Annotated in this window: 26 protein-coding genes; 11 read left to right on the top strand and 15 right to left on the bottom strand. The window is 71.8% G+C overall.

The genetic code is table 11. The features are described from left to right. The gene (locus tag G6R20_RS02310; protein ID WP_240341269.1) at positions 1-273 is read right to left on the bottom strand and encodes a WhiB family transcriptional regulator; all 273 of its coding nucleotides are present in this window, start codon (positions 271-273) and stop codon (positions 1-3) included. 97 nt (positions 274-370) lie between these two features. Between G6R20_RS02310 and G6R20_RS02305 the strand changes: the two genes are divergently transcribed. Continuing rightward, entirely contained in the window at positions 371-985 is a 615-nt protein-coding gene (locus tag G6R20_RS02305; protein WP_096906087.1) for a response regulator transcription factor, read from the top strand. Between the two features lie 29 nt (positions 986-1,014). Here the strand turns inward: G6R20_RS02305 and G6R20_RS02300 are convergent, their stop codons facing one another. The 6 genes from G6R20_RS02300 to ehuB form a co-directional block, all read right to left on the bottom strand. Beyond that, positions 1,015-1,683 (bottom strand): GntR family transcriptional regulator, encoded by a 669-nt coding sequence (locus G6R20_RS02300; RefSeq protein ID WP_069388851.1) that lies wholly within the window; start codon positions 1,681-1,683, stop codon positions 1,015-1,017. Beyond that, on the bottom strand, positions 1,680-3,155 hold the full coding sequence (locus tag G6R20_RS02295) for an amidase (RefSeq protein WP_163375460.1): 1,476 nt from the start codon (positions 3,153-3,155) through the stop codon (positions 1,680-1,682). Before G6R20_RS02295 ends, G6R20_RS02300 begins: the two co-directional genes overlap by 4 nt. An 86-nt stretch (positions 3,156-3,241) precedes the next feature. After that, the gene (ehuA, locus tag G6R20_RS02290; protein WP_163375708.1) at positions 3,242-4,003 is read right to left on the bottom strand and encodes an ectoine/hydroxyectoine ABC transporter ATP-binding protein EhuA; all 762 of its coding nucleotides are present in this window, start codon (positions 4,001-4,003) and stop codon (positions 3,242-3,244) included. A 49-nt stretch (positions 4,004-4,052) separates the two neighbouring features. Continuing rightward, a complete protein-coding gene (gene ehuD / locus G6R20_RS02285) occupies positions 4,053-4,697 on the bottom strand; it encodes an ectoine/hydroxyectoine ABC transporter permease subunit EhuD (RefSeq protein WP_069388849.1) in 645 nt (214 codons plus the stop codon). Beyond that, positions 4,694-5,425: an ectoine/hydroxyectoine ABC transporter permease subunit EhuC gene (gene ehuC / locus G6R20_RS02280; RefSeq protein WP_067711660.1), complete on the bottom strand. Its 732-nt coding sequence runs from the start codon at positions 5,423-5,425 to the stop codon at positions 4,694-4,696. The genes ehuD and ehuC overlap by 4 nt, the downstream gene beginning before the upstream one ends. A 29-nt stretch (positions 5,426-5,454) precedes the next feature. Next, complete coding sequence (gene ehuB, locus G6R20_RS02275) at positions 5,455-6,306, bottom strand: ectoine/hydroxyectoine ABC transporter substrate-binding protein EhuB (RefSeq protein ID WP_205475706.1); 852 nt, start codon at positions 6,304-6,306, stop codon at positions 5,455-5,457. A 229-nt stretch (positions 6,307-6,535) separates the two neighbouring features. Between ehuB and otsB the strand changes: the two genes are divergently transcribed. The 5 genes from otsB to G6R20_RS02250 all read left to right on the top strand — a co-directional run bounded on the left by otsB (position 6,536) and on the right by G6R20_RS02250 (position 11,237). Next, the gene (gene otsB / locus G6R20_RS02270; protein ID WP_132062723.1) at positions 6,536-7,294 is read left to right on the top strand and encodes a trehalose-phosphatase; all 759 of its coding nucleotides are present in this window, start codon (positions 6,536-6,538) and stop codon (positions 7,292-7,294) included. A gap of 83 nt (positions 7,295-7,377) precedes the next feature. After that, positions 7,378-8,415, top strand: a complete 1,038-nt coding sequence (locus G6R20_RS02265; RefSeq protein ID WP_163375459.1) for a zinc ABC transporter substrate-binding protein — start codon at positions 7,378-7,380, stop codon at positions 8,413-8,415. A 52-nt stretch (positions 8,416-8,467) separates the two neighbouring features. Next, a complete protein-coding gene (locus tag G6R20_RS02260) occupies positions 8,468-9,307 on the top strand; it encodes an ATP-binding cassette domain-containing protein (RefSeq protein ID WP_240341268.1) in 840 nt (279 codons plus the stop codon). Continuing rightward, on the top strand, positions 9,307-10,155 hold the full coding sequence (locus tag G6R20_RS02255; protein ID WP_096906094.1) for a metal ABC transporter permease: 849 nt from the start codon (positions 9,307-9,309) through the stop codon (positions 10,153-10,155). The genes G6R20_RS02260 and G6R20_RS02255 overlap by 1 nt, the downstream gene beginning before the upstream one ends. Beyond that, positions 10,152-11,237 carry a phosphotransferase gene (locus G6R20_RS02250; RefSeq protein ID WP_163375457.1) on the top strand — a complete coding sequence of 362 codons (1,086 nt, stop codon included), beginning with the start codon at positions 10,152-10,154 and terminating at the stop codon, positions 11,235-11,237. The genes G6R20_RS02255 and G6R20_RS02250 overlap by 4 nt, the downstream gene beginning before the upstream one ends. Positions 11,238-11,530: 293 nt before the next feature. Here G6R20_RS02250 and rlmB read toward each other — a convergent pair whose 3' ends face one another. From rlmB to G6R20_RS02225, 5 genes are read right to left on the bottom strand one after another with little or no spacing between them, the layout of a single operon-like run. Continuing rightward, positions 11,531-12,499 carry a 23S rRNA (guanosine(2251)-2'-O)-methyltransferase RlmB gene (gene rlmB, locus G6R20_RS02245; RefSeq protein WP_069390413.1) on the bottom strand — a complete coding sequence of 323 codons (969 nt, stop codon included), beginning with the start codon at positions 12,497-12,499 and terminating at the stop codon, positions 11,531-11,533. Between the two features lies 1 nt (position 12,500). Continuing rightward, positions 12,501-13,937: a cysteine--tRNA ligase gene (cysS, locus tag G6R20_RS02240; protein ID WP_163375456.1), complete on the bottom strand. Its 1,437-nt coding sequence runs from the start codon at positions 13,935-13,937 to the stop codon at positions 12,501-12,503. Positions 13,938-13,965: 28 nt separating this feature from the next. Beyond that, positions 13,966-14,448, bottom strand: coding sequence for a 2-C-methyl-D-erythritol 2,4-cyclodiphosphate synthase (gene ispF / locus G6R20_RS02235; protein WP_069390411.1), 483 nt, complete (start codon positions 14,446-14,448; stop codon positions 13,966-13,968). Continuing rightward, the gene (ispD, locus tag G6R20_RS02230; protein ID WP_235027740.1) at positions 14,445-15,236 is read right to left on the bottom strand and encodes a 2-C-methyl-D-erythritol 4-phosphate cytidylyltransferase; all 792 of its coding nucleotides are present in this window, start codon (positions 15,234-15,236) and stop codon (positions 14,445-14,447) included. Before ispD ends, ispF begins: the two co-directional genes overlap by 4 nt. 16 nt (positions 15,237-15,252) lie before the next feature. Next, complete coding sequence (locus tag G6R20_RS02225; protein ID WP_067711635.1) at positions 15,253-15,747, bottom strand: CarD family transcriptional regulator; 495 nt, start codon at positions 15,745-15,747, stop codon at positions 15,253-15,255. A gap of 197 nt (positions 15,748-15,944) precedes the next feature. Between G6R20_RS02225 and G6R20_RS02220 the strand changes: the two genes are divergently transcribed. Further along, the gene (locus G6R20_RS02220; RefSeq protein ID WP_067711632.1) at positions 15,945-16,517 is read left to right on the top strand and encodes a hypothetical protein; all 573 of its coding nucleotides are present in this window, start codon (positions 15,945-15,947) and stop codon (positions 16,515-16,517) included. A gap of 52 nt (positions 16,518-16,569) precedes the next feature. After that, positions 16,570-17,628: a DNA integrity scanning diadenylate cyclase DisA gene (gene disA, locus G6R20_RS02215; RefSeq protein WP_067711629.1), complete on the top strand. Its 1,059-nt coding sequence runs from the start codon at positions 16,570-16,572 to the stop codon at positions 17,626-17,628. Positions 17,629-17,677: 49 nt separating this feature from the next. Here the strand turns inward: disA and G6R20_RS02210 are convergent, their stop codons facing one another. Next, a complete protein-coding gene (locus G6R20_RS02210) occupies positions 17,678-18,337 on the bottom strand; it encodes a hypothetical protein (protein WP_119193387.1) in 660 nt (219 codons plus the stop codon). Positions 18,338-18,436: 99 nt separating this feature from the next. Further along, positions 18,437-19,090: a carbonic anhydrase gene (locus G6R20_RS02205; RefSeq protein WP_119193388.1), complete on the bottom strand. Its 654-nt coding sequence runs from the start codon at positions 19,088-19,090 to the stop codon at positions 18,437-18,439. Between the two features lie 38 nt (positions 19,091-19,128). Between G6R20_RS02205 and G6R20_RS02200 the strand changes: the two genes are divergently transcribed. After that, positions 19,129-19,998, top strand: coding sequence for an A/G-specific adenine glycosylase (locus G6R20_RS02200; protein WP_163375455.1), 870 nt, complete (start codon positions 19,129-19,131; stop codon positions 19,996-19,998). A 23-nt stretch (positions 19,999-20,021) separates the two neighbouring features. Continuing rightward, positions 20,022-20,330, top strand: coding sequence for an antibiotic biosynthesis monooxygenase (locus G6R20_RS02195; RefSeq protein WP_067711618.1), 309 nt, complete (start codon positions 20,022-20,024; stop codon positions 20,328-20,330). A 162-nt stretch (positions 20,331-20,492) separates the two neighbouring features. On the opposite strand, the gene G6R20_RS02190 is transcribed toward G6R20_RS02195, so the two are convergent. Further along, positions 20,493-23,147: an ATP-dependent Clp protease ATP-binding subunit gene (locus tag G6R20_RS02190; protein ID WP_069389253.1), complete on the bottom strand. Its 2,655-nt coding sequence runs from the start codon at positions 23,145-23,147 to the stop codon at positions 20,493-20,495. A gap of 217 nt (positions 23,148-23,364) precedes the next feature. Between G6R20_RS02190 and hrpB the strand changes: the two genes are divergently transcribed. Next, entirely contained in the window at positions 23,365-25,980 is a 2,616-nt protein-coding gene (gene hrpB / locus G6R20_RS02185; RefSeq protein WP_163375454.1) for an ATP-dependent helicase HrpB, read from the top strand. The last annotated feature ends 51 nt before the right edge of the window (positions 25,981-26,031 follow it).

Here is a 26,031-nt window from a genome sequence, read left to right as displayed (position 1 = left end):
CTAGCCGGTGCGCACGCGGCCGGCCCGGCGGTGACGCTCGGCCTCGGTCATCCCGCCCCACACGCCGTACAGCTCACGCTGGGCCATCGCGTGCTGACGGCACGCGTCGATGACGGGACACTGCGCGCAGAGCTTCTTGGCGGCGGCCTCCTTGCGGCGCCGCGTCGACTTGGCCTCGTCCTCCGAGTTGTAGAAGAGGTCCGGGATCTCGCGGCACATCCCGGAGTCGGCCCACGCCCACCGATCGTCGAGTCTGGTCATCGCTGTCTGCATCATGGTTCCCCTCGCCGTCCGGTCCAGCTTCCGATGTCCCCGGGGGATTCGGCACACCCCCAGGGGTGGGATGGGTCACAACTGCTAATGTCCCTTCATGAAGGTCCGGGTCTCGGTGGTCAACGACTACTCGCTGGTCGTCGCCGGCGTGGAGGCCCTGCTGGGTCCGTACGCCGACCGGGTGCACGTGGTGCCGACCCATCACGCGACCGACGTCGCCACGCCGGTCGACGTCGCCCTGTTCGACACCTTCGGCTCCGGCCCCGGGTGGCAGCAGCGGTGCGCCGAACTCGCCCGTGACCCGCAGATCGGCGCGGTGGCGGTCTACTCGTTCATCACCGATCCGAAGGCCGTCGACGAGGCGCTGGCGGCCGGGGCCCGGGGTTTTCTCGCCAAGTCCCTGATCGGGGACGAGCTGGTCAGCGGTATCGAACGCATCGCTGCCGGTGAGCGCGTCACGGTGATCGACCGGGAGGACTCCGGGCCGGCCGCGCCGTGGCCCACTGGCGGTGTGGGCCTGACCCCCCGGGAGGCGGAGATGTTGGCGCTCATCACCCAGGGCCGGTCGAACGAGGAGATCACCGCGGCCTGCTACCTGTCGATCAACACCGTGAAGTCCTACATCCGGGACGCCTACCGCAAGATCGGGGTGACGACCCGGCCGCAGGCCGTGGCGTGGGCACTGCGGAACGGCCTCGGGTCGAGCCACTGAGCTCCGTGCCCTGACCGCCGTCCCCCGAGCTACGCGCCCTCGCTGACCCTGGCCAGCCCGTCCCGCATGTGGTCGACGAGCAACGTCCGGGCCCGGAGTCGGTCGCCCGAGCGCACCGCGTCCGCGATCGCGCGGTGCTCCGTGAGCCTGGACGCGGCGTCGGTATAGGTGCTGCGCATCGCGTGGAGGCACATACTCGTCTCCACCACCACGGTCTCGTGCACCCGCGACAACCGCGGGCTCCGCGCGGCCTCCACCAGCGCGTGGTGGAAGTCCAGATCCGCCGCCACCATGGCCGCAGACCGGGGTTCGTCGGCCAGCGCCGCCATGGCGTCGACGGCCGCGTCGAGGGCGTCGGCAGTGGCCTCCCCCAGACCCAGATCGAGCACCCGCTCCAGAGCACCGGTCTCGATGGTCGTCCGCAGCAGGTACATGTCCTCGACGGCGTCGGGCGTCAGGTCGGCGACGAACAGTCCGCGATTGCGGTGCGAGACGAGCAACCCCTCCTGGGTGAGCCGCTGCATCGCCTCGCGCAGCGGGCCGCGACTCACGCCGAGCGAGCGTGCGAGAGCGGCCTCGCCCAGTTGTGTCCCGGGGGCCAGCGAGCCGTCCGCGATGCCCCTCCGCAGAGCGCGCGCGATGAGAGACGGCGTCGACTCCTGGACGACGGGTTCCAGTCCCGCGGTCGAGTCGATCACGGCCGACCGTCCCCCGGACGCCCCGCCGCGTGGACCCGCGGGGTGGGCACGACCTGACCGAGCGCGGCTTCGAGTGCGGCACCGACCCGGACCACCAGTCGGTCCTCGAACCGCGCACCCACCACCTGCAGCCCCACCGGGAGGCCCGCGTCGGTCGTCCCGCAGGGGACGCTCAGCGCCGGCTGCTGGGTCATGTTGAACGGATAGGTGTACGGCGTCCACGACGTCCAGTCGGGACTGTGCCAGCCCGGCGGCACGTCCGATCCCGCCGCGAAGGCGGCGATCGGCGTGGTGGGCGTGATGAGTATGTCGTGGGCACGGTGGAAGTCGGCCATCCGCGCGCCCAGGGCCATCCGCACCGCGACGGCGTCGAGATAGTCGGCGGCGGAGTAGTCGTGGTACCGGCCCAGCGCCTCGCGCATCGACGGGTCGACGTGGTCGACGGCGCCCGGCCCGTGGGGCGCGAGGACCGCGGCGAGACCGGCGAACCACAGGACGTGGAACGCGTCGACCGGATCGGTGATCCCGGGGTCGACCGTCTCGACCCGCGCCCCCAACGATTCCAGCACGGCGACCGCGCGTCCGACCTCCCGCTCGACCTCCGGGTCGGTGGTGCCGAAACCGAGGTCGGGGCTGTACGCGACGCGCAGTCCCTCGAGTGGGCGGTCCCCGCGTGAGCCGTCGACGGCCGCGGCGAGGTACCCGCCCGGACCGGGGGTCGTCGCGCGCGCCGGCACCGCCGACCAGTCGCGGGGATCCGGACGCAGGAGGGTGTCCATGAACGCGGCCGTGTCGGCGACCGTGCGGGTCATCGGCCCGGCGTGCGCGAGCGTGCCGAACGGGCTGGACGGGAACATAGGGATCACGCCGTAGGTGGGCTTGAGCGCCACGATCCCGCAGAACGCGGCGGGGATGCGCACCGACCCGCCACCGTCGGTGCCCAGCGCGAGCTGGCCGAGCCCGGCGGCGACCGCGGCCGCCGCCCCGCCGCTGGATCCGCCCGGGGTGAGGCCCGGGTCGTGCGGATTACGGGTGATCCCGGTGAGCGTGTTGTCCGTGACCCCCTTCCACGCGAACTCCGGGGTGGTGGTCTTGCCGATCACCACGCACCCGGCCTCACCGACCGCCGATGTGACGGGGGCGTCGTCGGGCCACGAGGCGGGATCGGACGCACCGGGCTTGTCGGCCAGGAGGCGGGACCCCCGGAGCGTCGGGACGCCGCGGGTGTAGAAGATGTCCTTGATCGTGGTGGGGACGCCGTCCAGCGGGCTCAGCGGTTCACCACGGTGGTACCGCTCCTCGGACGACCGCGCGGCCGTCAGCGTCGCGTCACGATCGACGTGACAGAAGGCGTTGATCTCGCCGTCGACCCGATCGATCGCGGTGAGCACCTCCTCGGCGGCATCGACCGGGGAGAGTTCGCCCCGGCGGTAGCCGTCGGCCAGTTCGAGGGCCGTGTGCGACAGGGTCATCGGCGCGCCTTCCATGGAACCGTCTGATTGTCGACAATCCTACAGGCGGCCGGGTCACGGTCAAGCGTCACGCCACACGGGGCGGGTCACCGTTCGAGGACGGCCTTGAGGAACGTGCGTGTCCGGTCCTGCTTGGGATCGGTGAAGATGGCCTCGGGGGTGCCCTCCTCCACGATCGTGCCCTGATCGAACACCAGCACGCGGTCGGCCACGTCGCGGGCGAACCCCATCTCGTGGGTCACGATGAGCATCGTGATGTCGGTGGACTCGGCGATCATCCGCAGCACCCCGAGCACGTCGGCGACCAGCTCTGGATCGAGAGCTGAGGTGACCTCGTCGAGGAGCAGGATATCGGGATCCATCGCCAGCGCCCGGGCGATGGCGACCCGCTGCTGCTGCCCGCCCGACAGCGTGGTCGGGTGGGCGTTCTCCTTGTCCGCGAGACCGACCGTGTCGAGGAGCTCACGTGCCCGCTCCACCGCCTCCCCCTTGGACCGCCCCAGGACGTGGATCTGCGCCTCGGTGATGTTCTCGAGCACCGTCATGTTGGGGAACAGGTTGAACTGCTGGAACACCATCCCGATCTTCGAGCGGACGGCGCGCAGGTGCTTCTGGGAGGCCTTGACCAGCGTGTCGCCCTTGAATTGGTGCGTCAGGGGTTCGCCCTCCACCCAGATCACGCCGTCGTTCGCCTCCTCGAGGGTCATCAGCAGGCGCAGGATCGTCGTCTTGCCCGACCCGCTGGGGCCGATCAGCGCGACCCGCTCGCCCCGCCGCACGGTGAAGTCGAGGTGGTCCAGGACCACGTGGTCGCCGAACTGCTTGACCACCTTCTCGAACACCACCATCGGCGACTCGCCGCCTGTCGGCGTGCTCGGCCGCGTCGGCGCGCTGGGGTCAGTAGACAAGGGACTTCTCCAGTCTCCGGATGAGGATCGAGGTCGGGTAGCTCGCGAGCAGGAAGATCACCCCGGCGAGGGTGATCGGCTCGAGGTACTGGAAGTTGCGGGCGCCGTACTGCTGCGCGGCGGTCACCATCTCCACCACCGTGATCGCGAACAGGAACGGGGTGTCCTTGAACAGGGAGATCGCGTAGTTCCCTAGCGCCGGGACCGTGTTGCGGATCGCCTGGGGCAGGACGACGGCACGCCAGGTGCGCCCCGCGGGGAGTGACAGTGCCCGGGCGGCCTCCCACTGCCCGGTCGGGACCGCGTCGATGCCCGCGCGGTACACCTCCGCCATATAGGTCGCGTAGTGCACGCCGATCACGGCGATGCCGATCTGCAGCGCGGTGAACTGCGGGAGCAGGAAGTACGCGAACAACAGTTGGACGACGAGCGGGGTCAGGCGGATGAACTCGGTGACCAGGCGCAGGGGCACGGTGATCACGGCGGGCGCGGCGCGACGCACCATCGCGACGACCAGTCCCAGCACCGCGGCGATGAGGAAGCCGACGACGGTGGCCAGCAGGGTGATCCGGAACCCCTCCAGCAGGATCGGGATGCTCTCGATGGCGCGTTCCCAGCTCCAATCGACGCTCATCGGCCCACCCCCACTGCCTCGTTGACCCGTTCGGGTCGCAGGCTGAGCACCTCACGGAGCGACGGCCCCGCCCCCAGTCGGGACTTCGCCCGGACCTCGAGGAGATTCATGAACAGGGTGAGGACGTACGCGATGACGAAGTAGAGGATCAGCCCGACGCCGAAGGCGAACACCGTATCGCCGGTCACCCGGCGCAGCTCCCCGATGTGGAAGGTCAGGTCCTGCAGCAGGATGAAGCTGGCCAGGGCACTCCCCTTGAGGAGCTGGACCAGGAGGTTGTTCAGCGGCGGGATCATCTGCACCCACGCCTGCGGGAAGACGACCTTGGACATGCGATGCCAGGGCGAGAAGTTGAGGGCGACCGCGGCCTCCTTCTGCGGGGTCGGGACGGCGGCCAGCGAACCACGGACCACCTCGGCGGCGTACGCGCCGTAGTTGAGTCCCAGCGCCAGGATTCCGCAGAAGAGCGGATCGAGTTCGTAGCCGAGCAGCGGCAGCACGAAGAACAGCCAGAACAGCTGCACCAGCAACGAGGTGCCCCGGAAGAACTCGACGATCGTCCTCGACACCCCGCGGATCACCATGAGGCGGGACCCGGCCGCCACGCCGAGGACCAGCGCCATGGCGAAGCCCAGCGCCGCACCGCCCAGTGTCAGATAGATGGTGGTGACGATGCCTTCCTGGAAGCGGGGCCACGCCTCCAGGAAGGCCTCGATGTTACTTTCCACGGTCGTTCGTCACCGGACTCCGTGCACCGTCACTCGCCGGCGCAGAGGTCGGCGGTCGTCAGCGCGGGGTCGGGGAGCTCCCCCTCGGTGAACCCGAACTCACCCACGATGGAGAGGTACTTCTCCGGATCGGAGGTGATCTTGGCCAGTTCCTCGTTGTAGGCGTCGAGGAGCTCCTGGTCGTCGGTGCGGAACACGGTACCGCCCGCGCCGACCTGCGGCTCGCCGTTGATCTCCGCGACGAACGACTCGGTCACCTCGACGGGGGCGTCGGGGTTGTTGTTCTTCATCCAGTTCAGCGAGATGCCGGTCAGGGCGAAGACGTCGGCGCGCCCGGAGGTGACGGCGTCCATCCCGTCCTGGGGGGTGGCGACCTGCATGCTGTCGATACCCAGCTCGGAGGCGTAGTCGGACTCGATCGCGCCCGTCATCGTCGCGAGCCGCGCACCGCTCTCGGCGACGGACTGCATGTCCGTGAGGTTCATCGGGTTGCCCTCCTCGACCATGAGGGCGGTGGTGTAGTTGAACTCGGGCTCGCTGAACGCGGCCTGCTCGCAGCGCTCCGGGAGGATCGACATGCCCGCGCTCACCACATCGAAGCGGTTGGCCTGGAGACCGGGGATGAGGGCACCGAAGTCCGCGTTCACGCCCTCGACGGTGTCGATGCCCAGATTCCCGAAGATCTCGCGGTGGAGGGCGACCGTGGCGCCGGTGAGCTCGCCGTTCTCCTGGAACGAGTAGGGCGCCTCGCCGGCGAAGCCGACCGTCACGCTGCCGCGGTCCTGCAGGGTCTCCAGCAGACTCGAGTCGTCGTCGGAATTCGTCGAGGTACAGCCCGTGAGCCCCAGGCCGATCACCGCGGCGGCGGCGATCACGCTCATCGGACGACGGCGTACGGATGTCCTAAGCACTGATGGTGCCATGGTCTTCTCACCTTCCGGTCGCGGTCGGACACTGGGCGCACCCGGTGCCCGATCCTCTGCGCTCACCGGTACGTCCTTCCGACGCCCGACTTCAGCCTTTGAGTCTCCTTAACGTAACACGCGTCACATGGCGTGCCGGGCGCTTTCGCGGTGCCCGGGTCCGGGCGGCGCGCCTATCCTGACGTCCATGACCACCGCCGAGACCCTGGACGAGGCGCTGCGCCGCGCCGCCGACGCCCCCACCCTCGTGGTGGCGTGCGACTACGACGGCACGCTCGCCCCGTTCGTCGACGACCCCACAAAGGCCGTGCCCGCCCCCGGTGCCGCGGACGCCCTGGCGAGACTGGCGGGGCTGCCCCGGACCACCGTCGCCCTGCTGTCCGGCCGTAACCGCGCGGCGCTGGCGGAGGTGAGCGGCGCCGACGCCCCGGTGGTCCTGGTGGGCAGCCACGGGTCGGAGTGGGAGGGTGGTTTCGACTCCCCCCTCGACGACGACGAGGTGGCGCTGCTGTCCCGGGTGCGGTCCGCCCTCGAGGAGATCGTCTCCCGCACCCCCGGGGCGCACGTCGAGACCAAGCCGACGGCCGCCGTCCTGCACGTCCGCCCGGTGGCCGATCCCGCGGAGCGGGACCGCGCGCAGGCCGAGGCGATGGCCGGGCCGGCCGCACTCGACGGGGTGTTCGTCACCGAGGGCAAGAACGTCGTGGAGATCGCCGTGCGGGAGGCGAGCAAGGGCGCGGCCATCGAGACGATGGTCGAGCAAACCGGAGCGGAGGTGGCGCTGTTCATCGGCGACGACGTCACCGATGAGCGCGGCTTCGCGCGCCTGCGACCGCAGGACGTCGGCGTCAAGGTCGGCGAGGGCGAGACGGCGGCCGCGCACCGCGTCGCGGACATCCCCGCCGTCGTGGAGCTGCTCGACACTCTCGCCGATCTGCGGGGCTGACACCCCCGGATGTACACGCTCGCCGCGTCGCGGATCTACACTTAACGACAACGGTTCCCATTACTACGAGAGTGGTCCACGCGATGTCGTCCTCCTCACCCGCCCGCACCTCCCCCGCCCGCACGCCCCGCGCGCTGGCCCTCGCCGCGGCCGCCCTCCTGGGCGGGGGCGTGCTCACCGCCTGCGGCACCGACGGCGACGCCGGCACGGGCGACGACGGGCCGACCGTCGTCGCCTCGACGACCGTCTACGCGGACATCGCCGAGCAGGTCGCCGGCGACAACGCCTCGGTGGAGTCGGTGATCTCCGACCCGGCCGCCGACCCGCACTCCTACGAGGCCAGCCCTGCCGATGCCGCCGCGGTCGCGGGCGCCGACCTGGTCGTCTACAACGGCGCCGGTTACGACGCGTTCGTGGACATGGCGCTGGACAACGCCGGGGATGTGCCCGTCGTGCGGGGGGTCGACGAGTTCGAGCGGGTCACCAGCGCCTCGGTGGACGGGCACGACCACGCGGAGGAGGACCACGCGGACGGCGACGACCATGCCGACGGCGACCACTCGCACGAGGCGGCCGAGAACGAACACGTGTGGTTCAGCCTGCCCACCGCCGCCGCCGTGGCCGAGCGGGTGGCCGAGGAACTCGCCGCGATCGACTCCGGCAACGCCGAGCAGTACCGCGACAACGCCCGCGCCTTCGCCGACGCCCTGACCCCGCTCGAGGCGCGGCTCGACGAGATCCACGACCGCGGCCACTTCCCCTACGCCCAGACCGAGCGGGTCGGCGCGCACCTGTTCGAGGCCGCGCACCTGACCGACCTGACGCCGCGCGGGTTCCTCGCCTCCGTCGAGGACGACACCGACCCGTCCGCCGCCGACCTCGCCGCCATGCTCGACCTGCTGGCCGAGCGACGGGTCGCGTTCCTGGCCTTCAACACCCAGACCGAGACCTCCGTGACCGCCCGCGTCCGCGACGCGGCCGAGGACGCCGACCTCGTCGTCGTCGACCTCACCGAGACCCTCCCCGAGGGCGCCGACTACATCGGCTGGATGACGGGGATCGTCGACGACCTCTCCGGCGCACTGGCCGACGCGACCCCGGTGGGCGACGGTGGCCACTGAACCCGGGTCGGGCCACGCCCGCGGCGCCCCCGGCCCCGGACCGGTCGTCGCGCTGCAGGGCGTGACGGTCTCCCGCGGCGGCCGCACCCTCATCCGCGACCTCGACCTGGAGATCGCCCCCGGCGAGTTCGTGGCCGTCCTCGGACCCAACGGCGCCGGCAAGACCACCCTGCTCAAGGTGCTGCTCGGCGAACACCGGCCCGCCTCCGGCACCGTCCTCGTCGACGGTCGCGCCCCCGGCGACCGCGGCACCCACCTCGGCTACGTACCGCAACAGCGCGCCTTCGACCCCGGCATCACCCTGCGCGGACGCGACCTCGTGTCCCTCGGGATCGACGGCACCCGCTGGGGCCCCGGTTGGCCGTCACGGCGCGCCGGAAAGCGGCGCATCGTCGACGACGCCCTCACCAGGCTCGCGGCCGGAAAGCTCGCCGACAAGCCACTCGGCCGGATGTCCGGCGGCGAGCAACAACGCGTGCGGGTCGCCCAGGCCATCGCGTGCGACCCGTGCGTCATGCTCTGTGACGAACCGCTGCTCAGCCTCGACCTCACCGGTCAACGCACCGTCGCCTCCGTACTCGACCACCGACGCCGCGAGCACGACACCGCGGTCGTGTTCGTCACCCACGAGATCAACCCGGTGCTGCCGATGGTCGACCGGATCGTCTACCTGGTCGACGGCCGGCACCGCATCGGCACCCCGGACGAGGTCTTCACCACCGAGGTCATGTCCGAGCTGTACTCCTCCCCCGTCGAGGTCCTGCGCGTGCGCGGACAGATCATCGTGGTGGGCGACACCCAGCACCTCGTCGCAGAACCCTGGTCGAGCGGGCACCACCACCACGATGACGACGCCGCAGGCGGCCACGACCACGGACATGGAGCGCACTGATGGACCGACTGCTCGAGATCCTCGGGTCCATCGCCGACACCGAGACCACCGCGTACCTGCTGGAGCAGGACTTCGTGCTCTACGGCCTTGCCGCGATCGCACTGCTCGGCCTGCTCTCCGGTGCGATCGGGCCGTTCATCGTGATGCGGCAGATGTCGTTCTCCGTGCACGGCGCCAGCGAGCTCGCCCTCACCGGCGCAGCCGCCGCGCTGCTGTTCGGGCTCAACCTGGGGCTGGGCGCCGTCCTGGGGTCGGTGATCGCTGCACTGATGTTCGGTCTGATGGGCTCCCGGGCGTCCCAGCGCGACAGTTCGATCGGCGTGGTCATGGCGTTCGGACTCGGCCTGGCCGTGTTGTTCATCCATCTCTACCCCGGCCGCTCGGGGACGAGCTTCTCCCTGCTCACCGGGCAGATCGTGGGAGTGTCCGAGCACGGGCTGGTGCAGATGGCGGTGGTCGCGGCCATCATCGTGGGCGCGCTGATCGTGCTGTACCGGCCACTGGTGTTCTCGTCGGCCGACCCCGAGGTCGCCGAGGCGCGGGGCGTCCCGGTGCGGGCCATCAACATGGTCTTCGCCGTGCTCGTGGGGCTGGCCGCCGCGCAGGCCGTGCAGGTCGTCGGCGCACTGTTGGTCCTGTCCCTGCTCATCACGCCCGCCGCCGCCGCAGCCGCCGTCACCTCCAGCCCGCTGCGGGCGATCGGGCTGACGATCCTGTTCGCCGAGATCGCGGCCGTCGGGGGGATGCTGCTCTCCCTCGCGCCGGGCGTGCCGGTCTCGGTGTTCGTCACCACGATCTCGTTCGTCATCTACCTCTCGTGCCGCGGTGTCGCGGCGGTGCGGCGATGACCGCGGGTGCCGGGCCGGACGGTGCCGGGCCGGACGGTGCTGGGCCGGACGGTACTGGGGCGGACGGTGCTGCCGTAGCGCCCGACGATGCCGCCGAACTCGAGGCCATTCGCGCCGCCTACCCCACCCTGACCTGGGACTCCGCCGAGCGGATCGACGAGGGCTGGGACCACGTCGTGATGATCTGCCGCGGGTGCTCCGGGGCGGATGCGCACGGCCACCGCGAACTGGTGTTCCGGTTCCCCGCCGATGACCAGGCCCTCGCGCAGCTGCCGACCGAGATCGCGGTCCTCGATCACCTGGCGGGACGCGTCGACGCCGCGCTCCCCCACTACTCCCACGTACCCGCGCACGGCCGCTTCGCCGGGTACCCGCTGGTGCGCGGGCAGCGCCTCACCCCGGAGCTGTTCGACAGCCTGCCCGCCACCGAGAGGACGACACTCGCCGCCCAACTCGGCGCGCTGCTGGCCGCGCTGCACATCCAGGACACCTCGGCGCCCCCGATCGACCGGGTGCCCCACTCCTACCAGCCGGAGAACCTGGACTTCGTCCGCGGGATCGTGCACAACAACCTGCCGGCGGTGTTCACCGACGCCGAGATGGCCACGGCCAGGGAGATCTGCGACGAGGTCGGGGCGCTGCAGTCCACCCTCCTACCGCGGGTGCTGCTGCACAACGACGTCTACGTCCGACACCTGTACTGGGACCGCGGTCAGGCGGCCGGGCAAGCGGCCGGCGGGCTCGGCAGGGCCGGTGGGGTCAGTGGGCCCGGCAGGCTCGGCGGACCCGGCAGGCTCGGCGGACCCGGCAGGCTCGGCCTCATCGACTTCACCGACATGTGCCTGGGCGACCCGGCCGTCGACTTCGCCGAGCTGTACGAATACGGCCCGCGCTTCGTCGAGGACGTGCTGGCCCACTACACCGGGCGGGCCGACGAGACCTTCCTCGACCGGGCGTGGACCTACCAGCGGTTCGCCGCGCTCTACATGATCGCCGGCCACCTGTACTACGGGGTGGAGTCCTGGGAGCACGCCCGGTCGGCGTTCGACCGGTGCCGCTCCCCGCGCCGGCCGCGGGCCTGACACCCTCCGCGGGACGGTCCCTGCGCCCGACCTGCGCCCGCATCTACAGCCGCTCCCGCGCCTGGCGTCTCGCTCACGCGCCTGCTCAGCCAGCCCACAGCCGCTCGTCGGCATGGCGTCTCGCGCGCGCACCGGGGCAGGCCAGACGCCATGCCGGCGAGCGAACGTTCAGGCGCGCGTGCGAGACGCCAGGCGCGGTAGCGGATGCCGCGGACCAGCGCGCTGGCGGGCCGGGCGAACCAGCGGACCAGCGGGCCAGCGGGCCGGGCGGACCGGGCTCCCGCCTCGGCGGGTCAGCGCTTGACGCGCCGCTGCCGCGCGAACTCCGAGAGCACCACGCCCGCCGCCACCGAGGCGTTGAGGCTCTCGACCTCGGACGCGATCGGGATGGACAGGATCGAGTCACAGTTCTCGCGGACGAGGCGGGACAGGCCCTTGCCCTCGGAACCCACGACGATGACCGTGGGACCGGTGCCGTCGTAGTCGTCCAACGAGACGTCGCCCCCGGCGTCCAGGCCGACGAGCTGCGCGCCCTGCTTGGCCCAGTCGAGCAGCGTCCGGTTGAGGTTGGTCGCCTTGGCCACGGGCAGGCGGGCCGCGGCGCCGGCCGAGGTGCGCCACGCCACCGCGGTGATGGACGCGCTGCGCCGCTCGGGGATCAGCACGCCGTGCCCACCGAAGGCCGCGACCGACCGGATGACGGCGCCGAGGTTGCGAGTGTCGGTGATGTTGTCGAGCGCCACCAGCAGGGCCGGCTTCGAGGAGTGCATGGCACTCTGGATGAGGTCGTCCGGGTCGGCGTACTCGTAGGGAGGAACCTGGAGACCGATCCCCTGGTGCATGCCGTTGGAGGTCATCCGGTCGAGATCGTGGCGGGGCACCTCGAGGATCGAGATCCCCTTGTCGGCGGCGAACCGCACGGCCTCGGTGAGCCGCTCGTCGTTGTCGGCCCCCACGGCCACGAACAACGCCGTCGCCGGGACTCCGGCGCGCAGGCACTCCACGACCGGGTTGCGGCCCACCACGAGTTCGGGCCCGTCGGCCTTCTTCTGGGCGTACTGGCGGCGCTGCTGGGCACCGTCCGACTTGCGCGACGCGGCCTTGGCCTTGCGGTGCGCCGGGTGGTAGGTCCGGTCCTCGGCCTTGGGGGTGGCGCCGCGCGCCTCGAGCCCGCGACGGCGCTGGCCGCCGGAGCCGACGACCTGTCCCTTCTTGGTGCCGGATTTGCGGATCGCTCCGCGCCGGCTCGAATTGCCCGCCATGTCAGTCCTTCCGGTTGGCGAGCGACCACTTCTGGCCGTCCGCTGTGTCGGCCACCTCGATACCCGCCGTGACCAGTCGGTCACGGATGGCGTCGGCGGTGGCGAAGTCCTTGTTCGCCCGCGCGTCGGCGCGGGCCTCGAGTTCTGCGCGCACAAGGAGATCGAGTGCTGTCAACGCCGCGTCCTCCCCACCCCCGGCGGAGGTCCACTGCGGGTCCAGCGGGTCGACGCCCAGCACCGCGGCCATCGCCCGGACGGACGACGCCGCCGCGAGCGCCGCGTCGAGATCCCCCGACGACAACGCGGTGTTGCCGGCGCGGACCCGGCCGTGGATCTCCGCCAGCGCGGCGGGGACCCCGAGATCGTCGTCCATCGCGGCGGCGAACGCGTCGGTCCACTCGCCGACCGGGACGTCGCCCCCCGGTGCCGTTCCCGACCCGATGGCCTCGTTCACCCGGTGCACGAGCGCCTCGATCCGGCGATAGGCCGCGGCCGCCTCCTGCAGTGCCTCGGGAGAGTATTCCAGCATCGACCGGTAATGCGCACTTCCGAGGTAGTAGCGCAGTTCCACGGGGCGGACGGCGGTGAGGATGTTGGGCACGCTGAGCACGTTGCCCAGTGACTTGCTCATCTTCTCGCCGGCCATCGTCACCCAGCCGTTGTGCAGCCAGAAGCGGGCGAACCCGTCGCCGGCGGCGTGGGACTGGGCCGCCTCGTTCTCGTGGTGCGGGAACTGCAGGTCCAGCCCACCGCCGTGGATGTCGAAGGTGTGACCGAGGTACCAGGTGGCCATGGCCGAGCACTCGAGGTGCCACCCGGGCCTGCCGTCGCCCCACGGGGTGGGCCAGGCGGGCTCGCCGGGCTTGGCGGCCTTCCACAGGGCGAAGTCCCGCGTGTCGCGCTTACCGCGCAGGTCGGCGGACTCGCCCTGGTCGACCTCGTCGAGTCGGTGTCCGGACAGGTGCCCGTAGTCGCCCTCGGGCGCGGCCGACCAGGCGGCGACGTCGAAGTAGACGCTGCCCTCGGCCGGATACGCGAAACCCCGCTCGATGAGCCTCTCCATGTAGTCGATCATCTGGGTCACGTGCCCGGTCGCGCGTGGCTCGGTGGACGGCGGCAGCACGCCGAGCGCGTCGTAGGCGCGGGTGAACTCGCGCTCGTGGGTGGCCGCCCATTCCCACCACGGGCGCCCGTTCTCGGCGGCCTTGGTGAGGATCTTGTCGTCGATGTCGGTGACGTTGCGCACGAACGCCACGTCGTAGCCGCATCCGAGGAGCCAGCGGCGCAGGATGTCGAACGCGACGCCGGAGCGGACGTGGCCGATGTGCGGGACCGACTGGGGGGTGGCTCCACAGAGGTAGACGGACGCGTGCCCTTCCCGGACGGGGGTGAACTCCCTCAGGGAGCGGGCGGCGGTGTCGTACAGATGGAGCGTCACGGGTGCCGAGTCTACCGGTGTCGGGCCGTCAGGCCCGGTACACCAGTGCCGTGGCCACGGCGGAGACCCCCTCACCGCGGCCGGTGAAGCCCATGCCGTCGGTGGTGGTGGCGGAGACGGAGACCGGGGCGCCGATGATCTCGGACAATCGCTGCTCGGCCTCGGTACGGCGCGGCCCCATCTTGGGCCGGTTGCCCACCATCTGCACGGCGGCGTTGCCGATCACCCACCCGTGCTCGTCCAGCTCGGCCACCGCTTCCCGCAGCAGGCGCTCGCCCGAGACGTCGTCGTACTCGGGTCGTCCGGTGCCCACCAGCGCGCCGAGGTCGCCGAGGCCCGCCGCCGAGAGCAGGGCGTCGACCAGGGAGTGGGCGACCACGTCCCCGTCGGAGTGCCCCTCGCACCCGTTGTCCTCGGGGAAGTGCAGACACGCCATCATGCAGCGCTTTCCGGGCTCCACGCGGTGGGCGTCGGTGCCGATCCCCACGCGGGGGATGACGGGTCCGGTCACGGGTCCTCCTGGATTCGGCCCGCGGGGACGGGGGGCGCCGAGCCGGGACGGGATCCGGCGAGTTCCGTCAGCGCGCGGGCATGGTCGGTGGCGGTGGTGATCTTGAACGCGAGCGCGTCTCCCTCGACGGTCGCGACCCGTTGCCCGATCCGTTCGACCAGGCCGGCGTCGTCGGTGGCGATGTCCCCGGCCGCGTCATAGGCGGCGAGCAGGACGTCGGGAGCGAATCCCTGGGGTGTCTGGACGGCGCGCAGCCCGGAACGGTCGGGGGTGCCCACGACGTAGCCGTCGACGTCGACCTGTTTGACGGTGTCGACGACCGGGAGCACCGGCACCACGGCGACCTCGCCGGAGCGCACGGCCTCGACGACGCGCCGCGTCGGTGCGGCGGGGGTGAGGCACCGCGCCGCGTCGTGCACCAGCAGGACGTCGTACACCGCCGCGCCGGCATCACCGTGGGTGGCGGTCAGCGCCGCGAGCCCGTTGCGCACGGAGTCGGTGCGCTCCGCGCCGCCGGTGGCGACGACGACGAGGTGGTCATCGTTCCGGAGTCGGGCGAGCATCGACTCGGCTTCCCGGACGCGGTCCGACGGGACCACCACCACCACATCGTCGACGGCCCCCGAGTCCAGCAGGCCGGCGACGGCCCGCTCCAGCATCGTCCGGCCGTGGAGTTCGACGAAGGCCTTGGGCAGTCCCGCGCCGAGCCGGAGCCCGGAACCGGCCGCGGGAACGACGGCGGCCACCCTGCCCGTGGGGGCGGGGTGGCCGTCCGGACCGTGTCCGATCACTCCGACGGTCGCGTCACGCCGGTGCGGCGGAGCCGAGGACCTCACCGAGGAGGGCGTCAGCGCGTTCCTCGTCCGAGCGCTCGGCGAGCGCGAGCTCGCCGACGAGCACCTGGCGCGCCTTGGCGAGCATGCGCTTCTCGCCCGCGGACAGGCCACGATCGAGATCGCGGCGCCAGAGGTCGCGCACGACCTCGGCGACCTTGTTGACGTCACCGGAGGCGAGCTTCTCGCCGTTGGCCTTGTAACGACGCGACCAGTTGGTGGGCTCCTCCGCGTGCTCGGTGCGCAGGACCTCGAAGACCTTGTCCAGGCCCGCCTGGTCCACCACGTCGCGAACGCCCACGTACTCGGCGTTCTCGGCCGGTACCTTCACCGTGAGGTCGCCCTGTGAAACCTTGAGGACGAGGTATTCCTTCTCGGTGCCCTTGACCGTCCGCATCTCGATCGCCTGGATGGTGGCGGCGCCGTGATGCGGGTAGACGACGGTGTCGCCGACCTTGAACTCCATGAGTGGCTTTCCCCTTTCGACCGCCCTATCTTAGCACGCCCTCAGTGCAGGCGTTTTCCGTTTGCGCAGGTCAGCAACGTGTACAGGCTGACGAGGGAATCCCACGGGTGTGAGGGGGCCACTCTGACGCCGGTCTGGACGGGCCGTGGACTACGATGAGACCGGCCTGAGAGACGACCATCCCCGAGGAGCCTGACGTGACTTCACCGAACACCGGCCTGCGCCGCACCGCGCTCGTAGTCCTGGCCGTGGGCGCCGCCCTCGGGGCGTCGGCCTGCAGCGCCGGCCAGGTCTCCCAGACCGCCAACCAGGTCGCCGCGGTCGACGGTGGACGGGGTTCCGCGGGCGACCTGCACGTCAACGACCTGCAGGTGGTCGTCCCCGAGAACGGTGGCGAGGCCCGCGTCGGATTCGTCGCCTCGTTCACCGGCTACGGCCTCGGCGAGGCCGTCTCCCTCGATCAGGTCGAGATCGACGGCACCCCGGTCCAGCTCGGCGAGACCCGGCCGCTGCAGCGTGGCTGCACGATCGTCGTCGACGCGACCGAAGGCGCAGAGCCCGCCCCCGCACCGGAGGGCGTCTGCGTCGAGCAGACCACCGCGACCCTCCCCTCGGCCGACGACCTCGACGTCGGGGTCTCCGTGCCCGCCACCGTGAGCTTCTCCAACGGCGACCGGATCGAGACCGAGGCCGCCGTCGTGGGCGAGCTCGTCGAGGCCGGCGAGTACACCCGTCCGACGGAGTACGCCGGCGAGTCCGAGGAGCACTGACACGTCCGCCCTCTCCGCCCGCTCGGCCGACGGTTCACCGGTCGACCCCGACATGCGGGCCGTCCTGCGGCGACTCGCCCCGGGCACCCCGCTGCGTGACGCACTCGACCGGATCCGCCGTAGCGGCACCGGGGGGCTCGTGGTGCTCGGTGACGATCCCGCCGTCCGGGCCATCTGCGACGGCGGTGTCGACCTCGACGTCGAGTTCGCGCCCGCCCGACTGCGGGAACTGAGCAAGATGGACGGCGCCGTGGTGCTGTCCACCGATGGCTCCCGGATCACCCGCGCCAACGTCCACCTGGTCCCCGACCCGTCACTGCCGGCCGTCGAGACGGGCACCCGTCATCGCGCCGCCGAGCGCACGGCGCTGCACACCGGCGTCCCCACGGTGGCCGTGTCGGCGTCGATGACCACGGTGACCGTCTACGCCGGCGGACTGGCCCGGGTGCTGGCCGACCCGGTGGTCCTGCTGGCCCGGGCCGACCAGACGGTCGCCACGATGGAGCGGCACGGCGCCCGCACCGCCCGTGCCCGCGCCCGGCTCGACCGGGCGGAGATGGGTGACTACGCCTCGGTGCGCGACGTCGTGACCATGGCCCAGCGCCTGCTCAGGCTCGAACGCCTGGGCGCCGAACTCGCCGAGCTCACGGTGGAGATGGGCGAATACGGGCGCCAGACAACCCTGCAGCTCGAGGAACTGCTCTCCGACACCCCCGATGAACTGTGGGGCCTGGTCGCGGACCACCTCCGCGTGGAGGCCGTCGACGGCGATGCACGCCCGATACCGACACCCGAGCAGGTCACCGCCGGGCTCGAGCGACTGGCCGCGTTGACCGACGCCGACCTGCTCCTGCCCGCGCCCGTCGCGCGCTGCCTGGGGCTACCGGCCGAGCCCGAGGACCTGGACGAGCACGTCACCGCCCGCGGACACCGCATGCTCGCGCACATCCCTCGCCTGCGGCCGGTGCAGATCACGGCGCTGGTCGAACGTTTCGGATCGGTGCCCGCACTGCTGGCGGCCGAGCAGTCGGACTTCGCCGACGTCGAGGGCGTCGGCGCGCTGTGGGCCCGCCACGTCCGGCAGCGCCTCACCGGCCTGGGCACCGGCTGACGACCACCGCGGCGCCCCATCGCTCGGCGCGGGCCCGGTCAGGACCCGGTCACGACTCGGGGGCCTCGACCACGTTGAAGGTGGAGGCCGGGCTGAAGACGTTCCCGACCAGTGCGTACACCTGGTAGGCGCCGACCTCGACTGGCGTCCGGTCCGACTCGGAACACGCGCCCTCGGCGGACCGTCGGCCGGTCCAGTCGATCTGACGCGGCTCCGGCTCATCGGGGCGCAGCTCGACCTGGTCCTCCTCGCGCGGCGTGGTGCAGTCGATGCTCGACCACACCTTGGAGTTGTCGTCGAGCCGGTAGACCTCGAACGACAGCGGCGCCTCCGACAGGTCCCGGTCGCACGTGGTGTCCGAGACGTTGACGATGTTGACGAAGAAGCGCACGTCGGAGCCCACGGGCACGTTGGGCTCGGCCGACCACACGTCCAGACGGAGATCCTCGTCGGCGCACCGGCCCCGCGAGGCGCCTCCGTCGTCGTCCCGCTCGGTGGTCGCGGAGGTGGACGTCTCCGAGGTCTCGACGGCCCCGGTCGTGCCGTTCTCCCCGCCCGCGGCGGTCTCCTGGGTGTCGGTCCCGCTGTCGCGGGAGGCGAGGAACAGCGCGAGCACCACCACGACCACGGCGATGACGGCGACGACGACCGCGGCGACGCGGCGACGCACATAGACTTCGCGCGGTAGGGGGCCCTGGGGTTCCTGCACGGGTCCAACTCTAGAGCCGCGCGGGTGCCCCACCTGCCCGTCGGCGCGGCGTGTCCCTCAGACCGGGTGGCCGCCGGGCCGCCGGGCCGCCGGAGGGCGTCAGATGGCGACCATCTCCTCACCGGGGCCGTGGGGGACGTCCTCGACCTCGCCCAGGACGCTGCGCAGGTAGGCGCGGCCGTCGGAGAGCTTGTAGGTCACGCCGACGATCGCGAGTTCGCCGTTGTCGATCCGCTCGCTGATGATCTTGGAACGCTGCTCGAGCAGCTCACCCGTCTCGAGCACGTGGCGCGCCTCGAAATCGTCGATGCCGCTGAGCCCCTCGCGACGCCCGTTGAGGATCGACGGGGACACCTTCTCCACCACGTCCCGGAGGAAGCCGGGCGGGATCTCCCCGGTCGCCAGCGCGTCCACGGTCGCCTTGACCGCGCCGCAGCTGTCATGGCCGAGCACCACGATCAGAGGAGTGTCCAGCACGTGGACCGCGTACTCGATCGACCCGAGCACCGCGGTGTCGATGATATGGCCTGCGGTGCGGATGACGAAGAGGTCACCGAGCCCCTGATCGAAGATGATCTCGGCCGCGACCCGGGAGTCCGAACACCCGAACAGGACCGCCTTCGGGTGCTGCGCGGCGACGAGCTGCTCGCGACGCTGGGTATTCTGGCTGGGATGACGCATCTCGCAATCGACGAAGCGGTGGTTGCCGTCACGGAGCGAGGCCCATGCGCTGATCGGGTTGGTATGAGGCATGGCTCATATTGTGCCCCGCCGACCCCGGAAGACTCGCGTTGACCTCTCTCGACACCTCCGCACTCCTCTCCTGGTTCGCCCGCGCCGGCCGCCCGCTGCCGTGGCGCGGTGGGCAGGTCGGCGCATGGGAGATCCTGCTCTGCGAGGTCATGAGCCAGCAGACCCCCGTCGCCCGGGTCGAGCCCGTCTGGCGGGCCTGGCTCGACCGCTGGCCCGGCCCCGCGGAACTCGCGGCGGCCGCCCCGGCCGACGTGATCCGCATGTGGGGCAAGCTCGGCTACCCCCGCCGCGCGCTACGGCTCCGCGAGTGCGCCCTCGCCGTCGTCGACCTCCACGACGGCCGGGTCCCCCACGACGTCAACCAGCTGCTCGCGCTGCCGGGCGTCGGCGACTACACCGCGCGCGCGGTCGCCTGCTTCGCCTACGGGCGGCGAGTCCCCGTGGTCGACACCAACGTCCGCCGGGTCGTCGCACGCGCCGTGCGCGGCGTCGCGGAGGCGGGGCCCCCGTCGACGCGACGCGACCTGGCCGCCGTCGAGGCGCTGCTGCCGGACGACCGCGAGCGAGCCGTGGCGTTCTCCGTGGCCGTCATGGAGCTCGGTGCGCTGGTGTGCACGGCCCGGGCCCCCCGCTGCGACGACTGCCCCCTCGCCCCCACCTGCGCGTGGCTGGCCGCGGGCCGACCCGAGTGGGACGGCCCGCGGCGCAAGGTGCAGACGTTCGCCGGCACCGACCGGCAGGTGCGGGGGCTGCTGCTGGACGTCCTGCGCGACGGCGACGGTACCGCCGCCCGCAGCGCCCTGGACGCGGTGTGGCCCGACGCGACCCAGCGCGACCGGGCACTGGACTCGCTGCTCGGCGACGGGCTCGTCGTCCGCGTCGGCGAGCACTACTCACTTCCCGCGTAGGCCCGCCTGGGTAGGCTCGGCCCATGGCCGTCGTGAAGATCAATGCCCTGAACGTCCCGCCGCAGGCCGGCGCCGAGCTCGAGCGCCGCTTCTCCGAGCGGGCGCACACCGTCGAGAACTCGCCCGGATTCCTCGGTTTCCAGCTGCTGCGCCCCACCGGCGGCGAGACCCGCTACTTCGTGGTGACCACCTGGGAGGACGAGGAGTCCTTTGCCGCGTGGCGCGACGGGGACGCCCGGGCCGCCCACGCCGGCGAGCACGGCAAGCCCGTCGCCGAGGGCGCGAACCTGCTGGAGTTCGACGTCGTGATGGACGTCAAGCCCTCCGCCTGACACCCTCCGCCTGACCCCCTCCGCCTGACCCCCTCCGCCTGACACAGCCGCCCCGTTCCCGAGCGGGGAGAACGAGAACGACCCCCGCCTCGTGGCGGGGGTCGTTCTCTGCGTCAGCCGCTCGGGCTCTGCGTCAGCCGCTCGGGGCGGACCGGCACCGGATCAGGTGGTGGCGGGAGCCGCCCCGCCGCCGGAACCCGAGGGCCCGCCGGTGGAGCCGCCACCGAAGCCACCGGAGGTCGGCGGCAGCGAGTCACCCGGGCCGGCCTCGCCGGTGGGCGCGACACTCGCCGTGATCTCCTCGCCCTCGCGGTCCGCGGGGGCGTCGGGACGCGGGGCGCCCGAGAAGGTGAACTTCGCGTCCTCGGTCTTGTCGGACTCACCGTCCCAGCCCTCGACGTCGACCGTGACCAGCTCGCCGGCCGCGACCTCGCCGAAGAGGATCTTCTCCGAGAGCGTGTCCTCGATCTCGCGCTGGATGGTGCGACGCAGCGGCCGCGCACCCAGGACCGGGTCGAAGCCCCGCTTGGCCAGCAGCTGCTTGGCCCGATCGGTGACCTCGATGGTCATGTCCTTGGCCTTGAGCGCCACGCCCACACGGCTGACCATGAGGTCGACCATCTGGACGATCTGCTCCTGCGTGAGCTGGTGGAACACGACGATCTCGTCGATACGGTTGAGGAACTCCGGGCGGAAGTGCTTCTTCAGCTCGTCGTTGACCTTCTGCTTCATCCGCTCGTAGGCGTCCTCGGTGTTGTCGGAGGACTGGAAGCCCATCCCGACGGCCTTGGAGATGTCCCTGGTCCCGAGGTTCGAGGTGAAGATCAGCACGGTGTTCTTGAAGTCCACCATGCGTCCCTGACCGTCGGTGAGACGGCCGTCCTCCAGCACCTGGAGAAGGGTGTTGTAGATCTCGGAGTGGGCCTTCTCGATCTCGTCGAACAGGACCACCGAGAACGGCTTGCGCCGCACCTTCTCCGTGAGCTGGCCACCCTCCTCGTAACCGACGTACCCGGGGGGCGCGCCGAAGAGCCGCGAGGCGGTGAAGCGGTCGTGGTACTCACCCATGTCGATCTGGATGAGCGCGTCGTCCTCGCCGAACAGGAAGTTCGCCAGGGCCTTGGACAGCTCCGTCTTACCGACACCGGACGGGCCGGCGAAGATGAACGAGCCCGAGGGGCGCTTGGGGTCCTTGAGCCCCGCACGCGTGCGGCGGATCGCCCGCGAGACCGCCTTGATGGCGTCCTCCTGGCCGATGATCCGCTTGTGCAGCTCGTCCTCCATGCGGAGCAGACGGGTGGTCTCCTCCTCGGTGAGCTTGAAGACGGGGATACCGGTCCAGTTGCCCAGGATCTCGGCGATCTGCTCCTCGTCGACCACGGCGGCCACGTCCATGTCGCCCGCGCGCCACTGCTTCTCGCGCTCGGCACGCTCGGCGATGAGCTTCTTCTCCGTGTCCCGCAGTCCGGCGGCCTTCTCGAAGTCCTGCGCGTCGATCGCGGACTCCTTCTCACGGCGCGCGTCGGCGATCTTCTCGTCGAACTCGCGCAGGTCCGGCGGCGCGGTCATCCGCTTGATGCGCATGCGAGCACCGGCCTCGTCGATGAGGTCGATGGCCTTGTCCGGCAGGAAGCGGTCGTTGATGTAGCGATCCGCCAGCTGGGCCGCCGCGGCCAGGGCCGAATCCGTGATGGTGACCCGATGGTGGGCCTCGTAGCGGTCCCGGAGTCCCTTGAGGATCTCGATGGACAGCTCGACGCTCGGCTCGGGCACCTGCACCGGCTGGAAACGACGCTCGAGCGCCGCGTCCTTCTCGATGTGCTTGCGGTACTCCTCGAGCGTGGTGGCACCGATGGTCTGCAGCTCACCGCGGGCCAGCTTGGGCTTGAGGATCGACGCCGCGTCGATCGCGCCCTCGGCGGCACCGGCCCCGACGAGGGTGTGGATCTCGTCGATGAACAGGATGATGTCGCCGCGCTGGTTGATCTCCTTGAGGACCTTCTTCAGGCGTTCCTCGAAGTCACCGCGGTACCGGGACCCGGCCACGAGCGAGCCGAGGTCCAGCGAGTACAGCTGCTTGTCCTTGAGGGTCTCGGGGACCTCGTTGTTGACGATGGCCTGCGCCAGGCCCTCGACGACGGCGGTCTTGCCCACGCCGGGCTCACCGATGAGCACCGGGTTGTTCTTGGTGCGCCGGGAGAGCACCTGCATGATGCGCTCCACCTCCTTGGCGCGACCGACGACCGGGTCGAGCTTGCCCTCCATGGCGGCCTGGGTGAGGTTGCGACCGAACTGGTCCAGGACCGTCGACGACGACGGGGTCCCGGCCTCGCGACCACCGGAGCCCGCGGGCGTGCCCGAGGCCTCGGCCTCCTTGCCCTGGTACCCGGACAGCAGCTGGATGACCTGCTGGCGCACCCGCGTGAGGTCCGCGCCGAGCTTGACCAGCACCTGGGCGGCGACGCCCTCGCCCTCACGGATGAGGCCGAGCAGGATGTGCTCGGTGCCGATGTAGTTGTGGCCGAGCTGCAGCGCCTCGCGCAGGCTCAGCTCCAGGACCTTCTTGGCCCGCGGCGTGAACGGGATGTGCCCGCTGGGCGCCTGCTGGCCCTGGCCGATGATCTCCTCGACCTGACTCCGCACCGCTTCCAGCGAGATCCCGAGGGACTCGAGGGCCTTGGCGGCCACTCCCTCGCCCTCATGGATGAGACCCAGCAGGATGTGCTCGGTGCCGATGTAATTGTGGTTGAGCATCCTGGCCTCTTCCTGGGCCAGGACGACGACGCGACGCGCGCGGTCGGTAAACCGTTCGAACATCGTGCTACCTCACATTCCTCGGTTTTTCACCACTGTAGTGGCCGGTTCTGACGCTCTGCACCGCAGGAGCAGCACGAGGCCCGTCACCAGTGTTCAACGCGGCAGGTCGGGGAACGATTGCATGATCGTGTACGCCGTCAGCGAACGCCCCGCAACGGGCCGGATCCCCGGCCACTAGGGTCGTCGCCATGAGCTACGCGATCGGCGGCCGGGCGCCGTGAGCGCGTTCGATCTCGACCGCATCGGCCGCGGGCTGCCGTTCACCCGCGCCCTGCCCGCCCTGCTGGACGCCCTCGCCACGGCGGGCACCGCGGTGGTCCAGGCACCGCCCGGCACCGGCAAGACGACACTCGTCCCGCCCGCGGTCGCCGACGCGGTGTCGGGGCGGGTCGTCGTCACCCAGCCCCGACGGGTCGCCGCCCGCTCGGCCGCCCGGCGGCTTGCCGCGCTCACGGGGACCGGGACCGGTGACGTGGCGGGCTACACGGTCCGTGGGGACTCGCGTGTCGGCAGGGACACCCTCGTCGAGTTCGTGACGCCGGGGGTGCTGGTGCGCCGACTGCTCGCCGATCCCGACCTGCCCGGTGTCGGGGCCGTGGTGCTCGACGAGGTCCACGAACGCGACGTCGAGTCCGACCTGGCCTTCGCACTGCTGTGTGAGGTGCGGCAGCTGCGCGACGATCTGCCGGTGGTGGCGATGTCCGCGACGGTGGAGGCAGGGCGCTTCGCCCGGCTGCTCGGCGGCGGGACCGCGGCCGGGGACACCGCGGCGCCGGTCGTCGACGTCCCTGCGGAACTGCACCCACTGGAGATCCGGTACGCCCCGCCGCCGGCGGCCCGCCTGGACGCCCGCGGGGTCACCGACGCCTTCCTGGACCATGTGGCCGCGGTGACGGCGCGCGAGGTCGCCGCGAGTGGCGTCGACGCACTGGTGTTCCTGCCGGGTGTGCGCGAGATCGAGCGGGTCGTGCGCGCGCTGTCGGGGAGGTCGGGCGACGCGGTCGAGGTCCTGCCGCTGCACGGCGGGCTGGACGCCGCTGCGCAGGACCGGGCGGTCTCGGGTTCCGGGAGACGGACCGGGCCGGGCGACGCGGTGCTGCCGCGGATCGTGGTGTCGACCGACCTGGCGGAGTCCTCGCTGACGGTGCCCGGGGTACGACTGGTGGTGGACGCGTGCCTCAGCCGCGAACCGCGCCGGGACACCGCGCGGGACATGACCGGGCTGGTGACGGTCTCGGCGTCGCGGGACTCGTGCGTCCAGCGCTCCGGACGGGCCGCCCGGCTCGGCCCCGGCGTGGCGGTGCGCTGCCTGACGGAGCAGGAGTACTCGCACCTGCCCGACCACCGCACCCCGGCGATCGCGACGTCCGACCTGACGACGTTCGCGCTCGATGTGGCCTGCTGGGGTGCTCCCCGCGGCGAGGGGCTGGCGCTGCCCGATCCGCCGCCGTCGGGGGAGATCGCCCGCGCCGAGGCGGTGCTGCACGGCCTGGGCGGGGTCGACGACGACGGCCGCGTGACCGACCGCGGGCGCGACCTGGCACGGGTGCCGGCCGATCCGCGTCACGCCCGGGCGCTGCTCGACGGCGCGGGGCTCGTCGGGGCGACGACGGCCGCCGAGGTGGTCGCGATGCTGGCCTCGGGTCGGCGCTCGCCCGGCGGTGACCTGGTCGCGGACCTGCGGGCACTGCGGTCGGGACGCGCGCCGGACGCCTCGTCGTGGGAGCGGGAGGTCCGCCGCCTCGAGCGGATCGTGCGGGGCGACCGCGGTGCCAGCCGGGCCGACGGCCGGGGCGGGAACGGCGGGCGCGGGAACGGCGGGAGCGGCCAGCCGGGAGGAGGGATCCCGCTGGCGGACGCCGTCGGGACGGTCGTGGCGCTCGCCCACCCGGACCGCGTCGCGCGCCGACGCGGCGACCAGTACACCTTCGCCTCCGGGACCGGCGCGGTGGTGCCGCCGGGTTCCGCACTGGCGGGCCACGAGTGGCTCGCGGTCGCCGAGGTCGGGCGTGCCTCCGGGCGTGCGGCGGGAGAGGCCGGCGCGGTGATCCGCGCGGGCGCCGCCGTGGACCGACCGGCTGCGGAACGTGCGGCGTCACACCTCCTCGACGACGACGAGACGGCCGTCTTCGACCGTGGTTCGGTGGCGGGGCGGCGCATCCGGCGGCTCGGCGCGATCGAGCTCTCCTCCACACCGGTCCGGACCTCGCCCGCGGCCGCCGGGCGGGCGGTGGCGGCGGCGGTCCGGGCCGGCGGACTCGCCGCGCTGGGTCCCGACGACGACGCGGTCCGGCTGTGGCGCCGTCTCGGGCTCGCGCACCGGGAGCTCGGCCCGCCGTGGCCGGACGTGTCCGCCGACGGGCTGGCGGAGCGGCTGGACGACTGGCTCGGCCCAGAGATCGACGCCCTCGCCCACGGTTCCCGGCTGGCGGGACGAGACCTCGGCCCGGCGCTGCGCCGACTGCTGCCCTGGCCCGAGGCCGGTCGGTTCGATGAGCTGGTGCCCGACCGCCTGCAGGTGCCCTCCTCGTCGTCGTACCGCGTCGATTACCCCGAGGTCGGCTCCGATGACCCGCCGGTGCTGGCGGTGAAGTTGCAGGAGTGCTTCGGCTGGACCACCTCCCCCCGCGTCTGCGACGGCCGGGTGCCCGTGACCGTCCACCTGCTCTCGCCCGCCGGCCGGCCGCTCGCGGTGACACGGGACCTGGCGTTCTTCTGGCGCGAGGCCTATCCCGGGGTGCGCGCGGAGATGCGGGGGCGGTACCCCAGACACCCGTGGCCGGAGGATCCCATGTCCGCCGAGCCGACACGCCGGACGAACCGCCGGCGATGACCGGCGGTGGTGATCGGCGGTGGATCCCCGGGCGACCCAGGACTAAGATGT

Source organism: Dietzia sp. Alg238-R159, assembly GCF_900537145.1.
GTDB lineage: Bacteria > Actinomycetota > Actinomycetes > Mycobacteriales > Mycobacteriaceae > Dietzia > Dietzia kunjamensis.
The sequence above is the reverse complement of the archived record's forward strand: the minus strand, read 5'-3'. Positions and strand labels throughout refer to the sequence as shown.

What these genes read in the sequence shown, in the direction of transcription:
- G6R20_RS02310 (WP_240341269.1), bottom strand. Translation starts at nt 273, where the DNA reads ATGCAGACAGCGATGACCAGACTCGACGATCGGTGGGCGTGGGCCGAC.
- G6R20_RS02305 (WP_096906087.1), top strand. Translation starts at nt 371, where the DNA reads ATGAAGGTCCGGGTCTCGGTGGTCAACGACTACTCGCTGGTCGTCGCC.
- G6R20_RS02295 (WP_163375460.1), bottom strand. Translation starts at nt 3,155, where the DNA reads ATGACCCTGTCGCACACGGCCCTCGAACTGGCCGACGGCTACCGCCGG.
- ehuA (WP_163375708.1), bottom strand. Translation starts at nt 4,003, where the DNA reads ATGGTGGTGTTCGAGAAGGTGGTCAAGCAGTTCGGCGACCACGTGGTC.
- ehuD (WP_069388849.1), bottom strand. Translation starts at nt 4,697, where the DNA reads ATGAGCGTCGATTGGAGCTGGGAACGCGCCATCGAGAGCATCCCGATC.
- ehuB (WP_205475706.1), bottom strand. Translation starts at nt 6,306, where the DNA reads ATGAGCGTGATCGCCGCCGCCGCGGTGATCGGCCTGGGGCTCACGGGC.
- otsB (WP_132062723.1), top strand. Translation starts at nt 6,536, where the DNA reads ATGACCACCGCCGAGACCCTGGACGAGGCGCTGCGCCGCGCCGCCGAC.
- G6R20_RS02265 (WP_163375459.1), top strand. Translation starts at nt 7,378, where the DNA reads ATGTCGTCCTCCTCACCCGCCCGCACCTCCCCCGCCCGCACGCCCCGC.
- G6R20_RS02255 (WP_096906094.1), top strand. Translation starts at nt 9,307, where the DNA reads ATGGACCGACTGCTCGAGATCCTCGGGTCCATCGCCGACACCGAGACC.
- G6R20_RS02250 (WP_163375457.1), top strand. Translation starts at nt 10,152, where the DNA reads ATGACCGCGGGTGCCGGGCCGGACGGTGCCGGGCCGGACGGTGCTGGG.
- rlmB (WP_069390413.1), bottom strand. Translation starts at nt 12,499, where the DNA reads ATGGCGGGCAATTCGAGCCGGCGCGGAGCGATCCGCAAATCCGGCACC.
- G6R20_RS02225 (WP_067711635.1), bottom strand. Translation starts at nt 15,747, where the DNA reads ATGGAGTTCAAGGTCGGCGACACCGTCGTCTACCCGCATCACGGCGCC.
- disA (WP_067711629.1), top strand. Translation starts at nt 16,570, where the DNA reads ATGCGGGCCGTCCTGCGGCGACTCGCCCCGGGCACCCCGCTGCGTGAC.
- G6R20_RS02205 (WP_119193388.1), bottom strand. Translation starts at nt 19,090, where the DNA reads ATGCCTCATACCAACCCGATCAGCGCATGGGCCTCGCTCCGTGACGGC.
- G6R20_RS02195 (WP_067711618.1), top strand. Translation starts at nt 20,022, where the DNA reads ATGGCCGTCGTGAAGATCAATGCCCTGAACGTCCCGCCGCAGGCCGGC.
- G6R20_RS02190 (WP_069389253.1), bottom strand. Translation starts at nt 23,147, where the DNA reads ATGTTCGAACGGTTTACCGACCGCGCGCGTCGCGTCGTCGTCCTGGCC.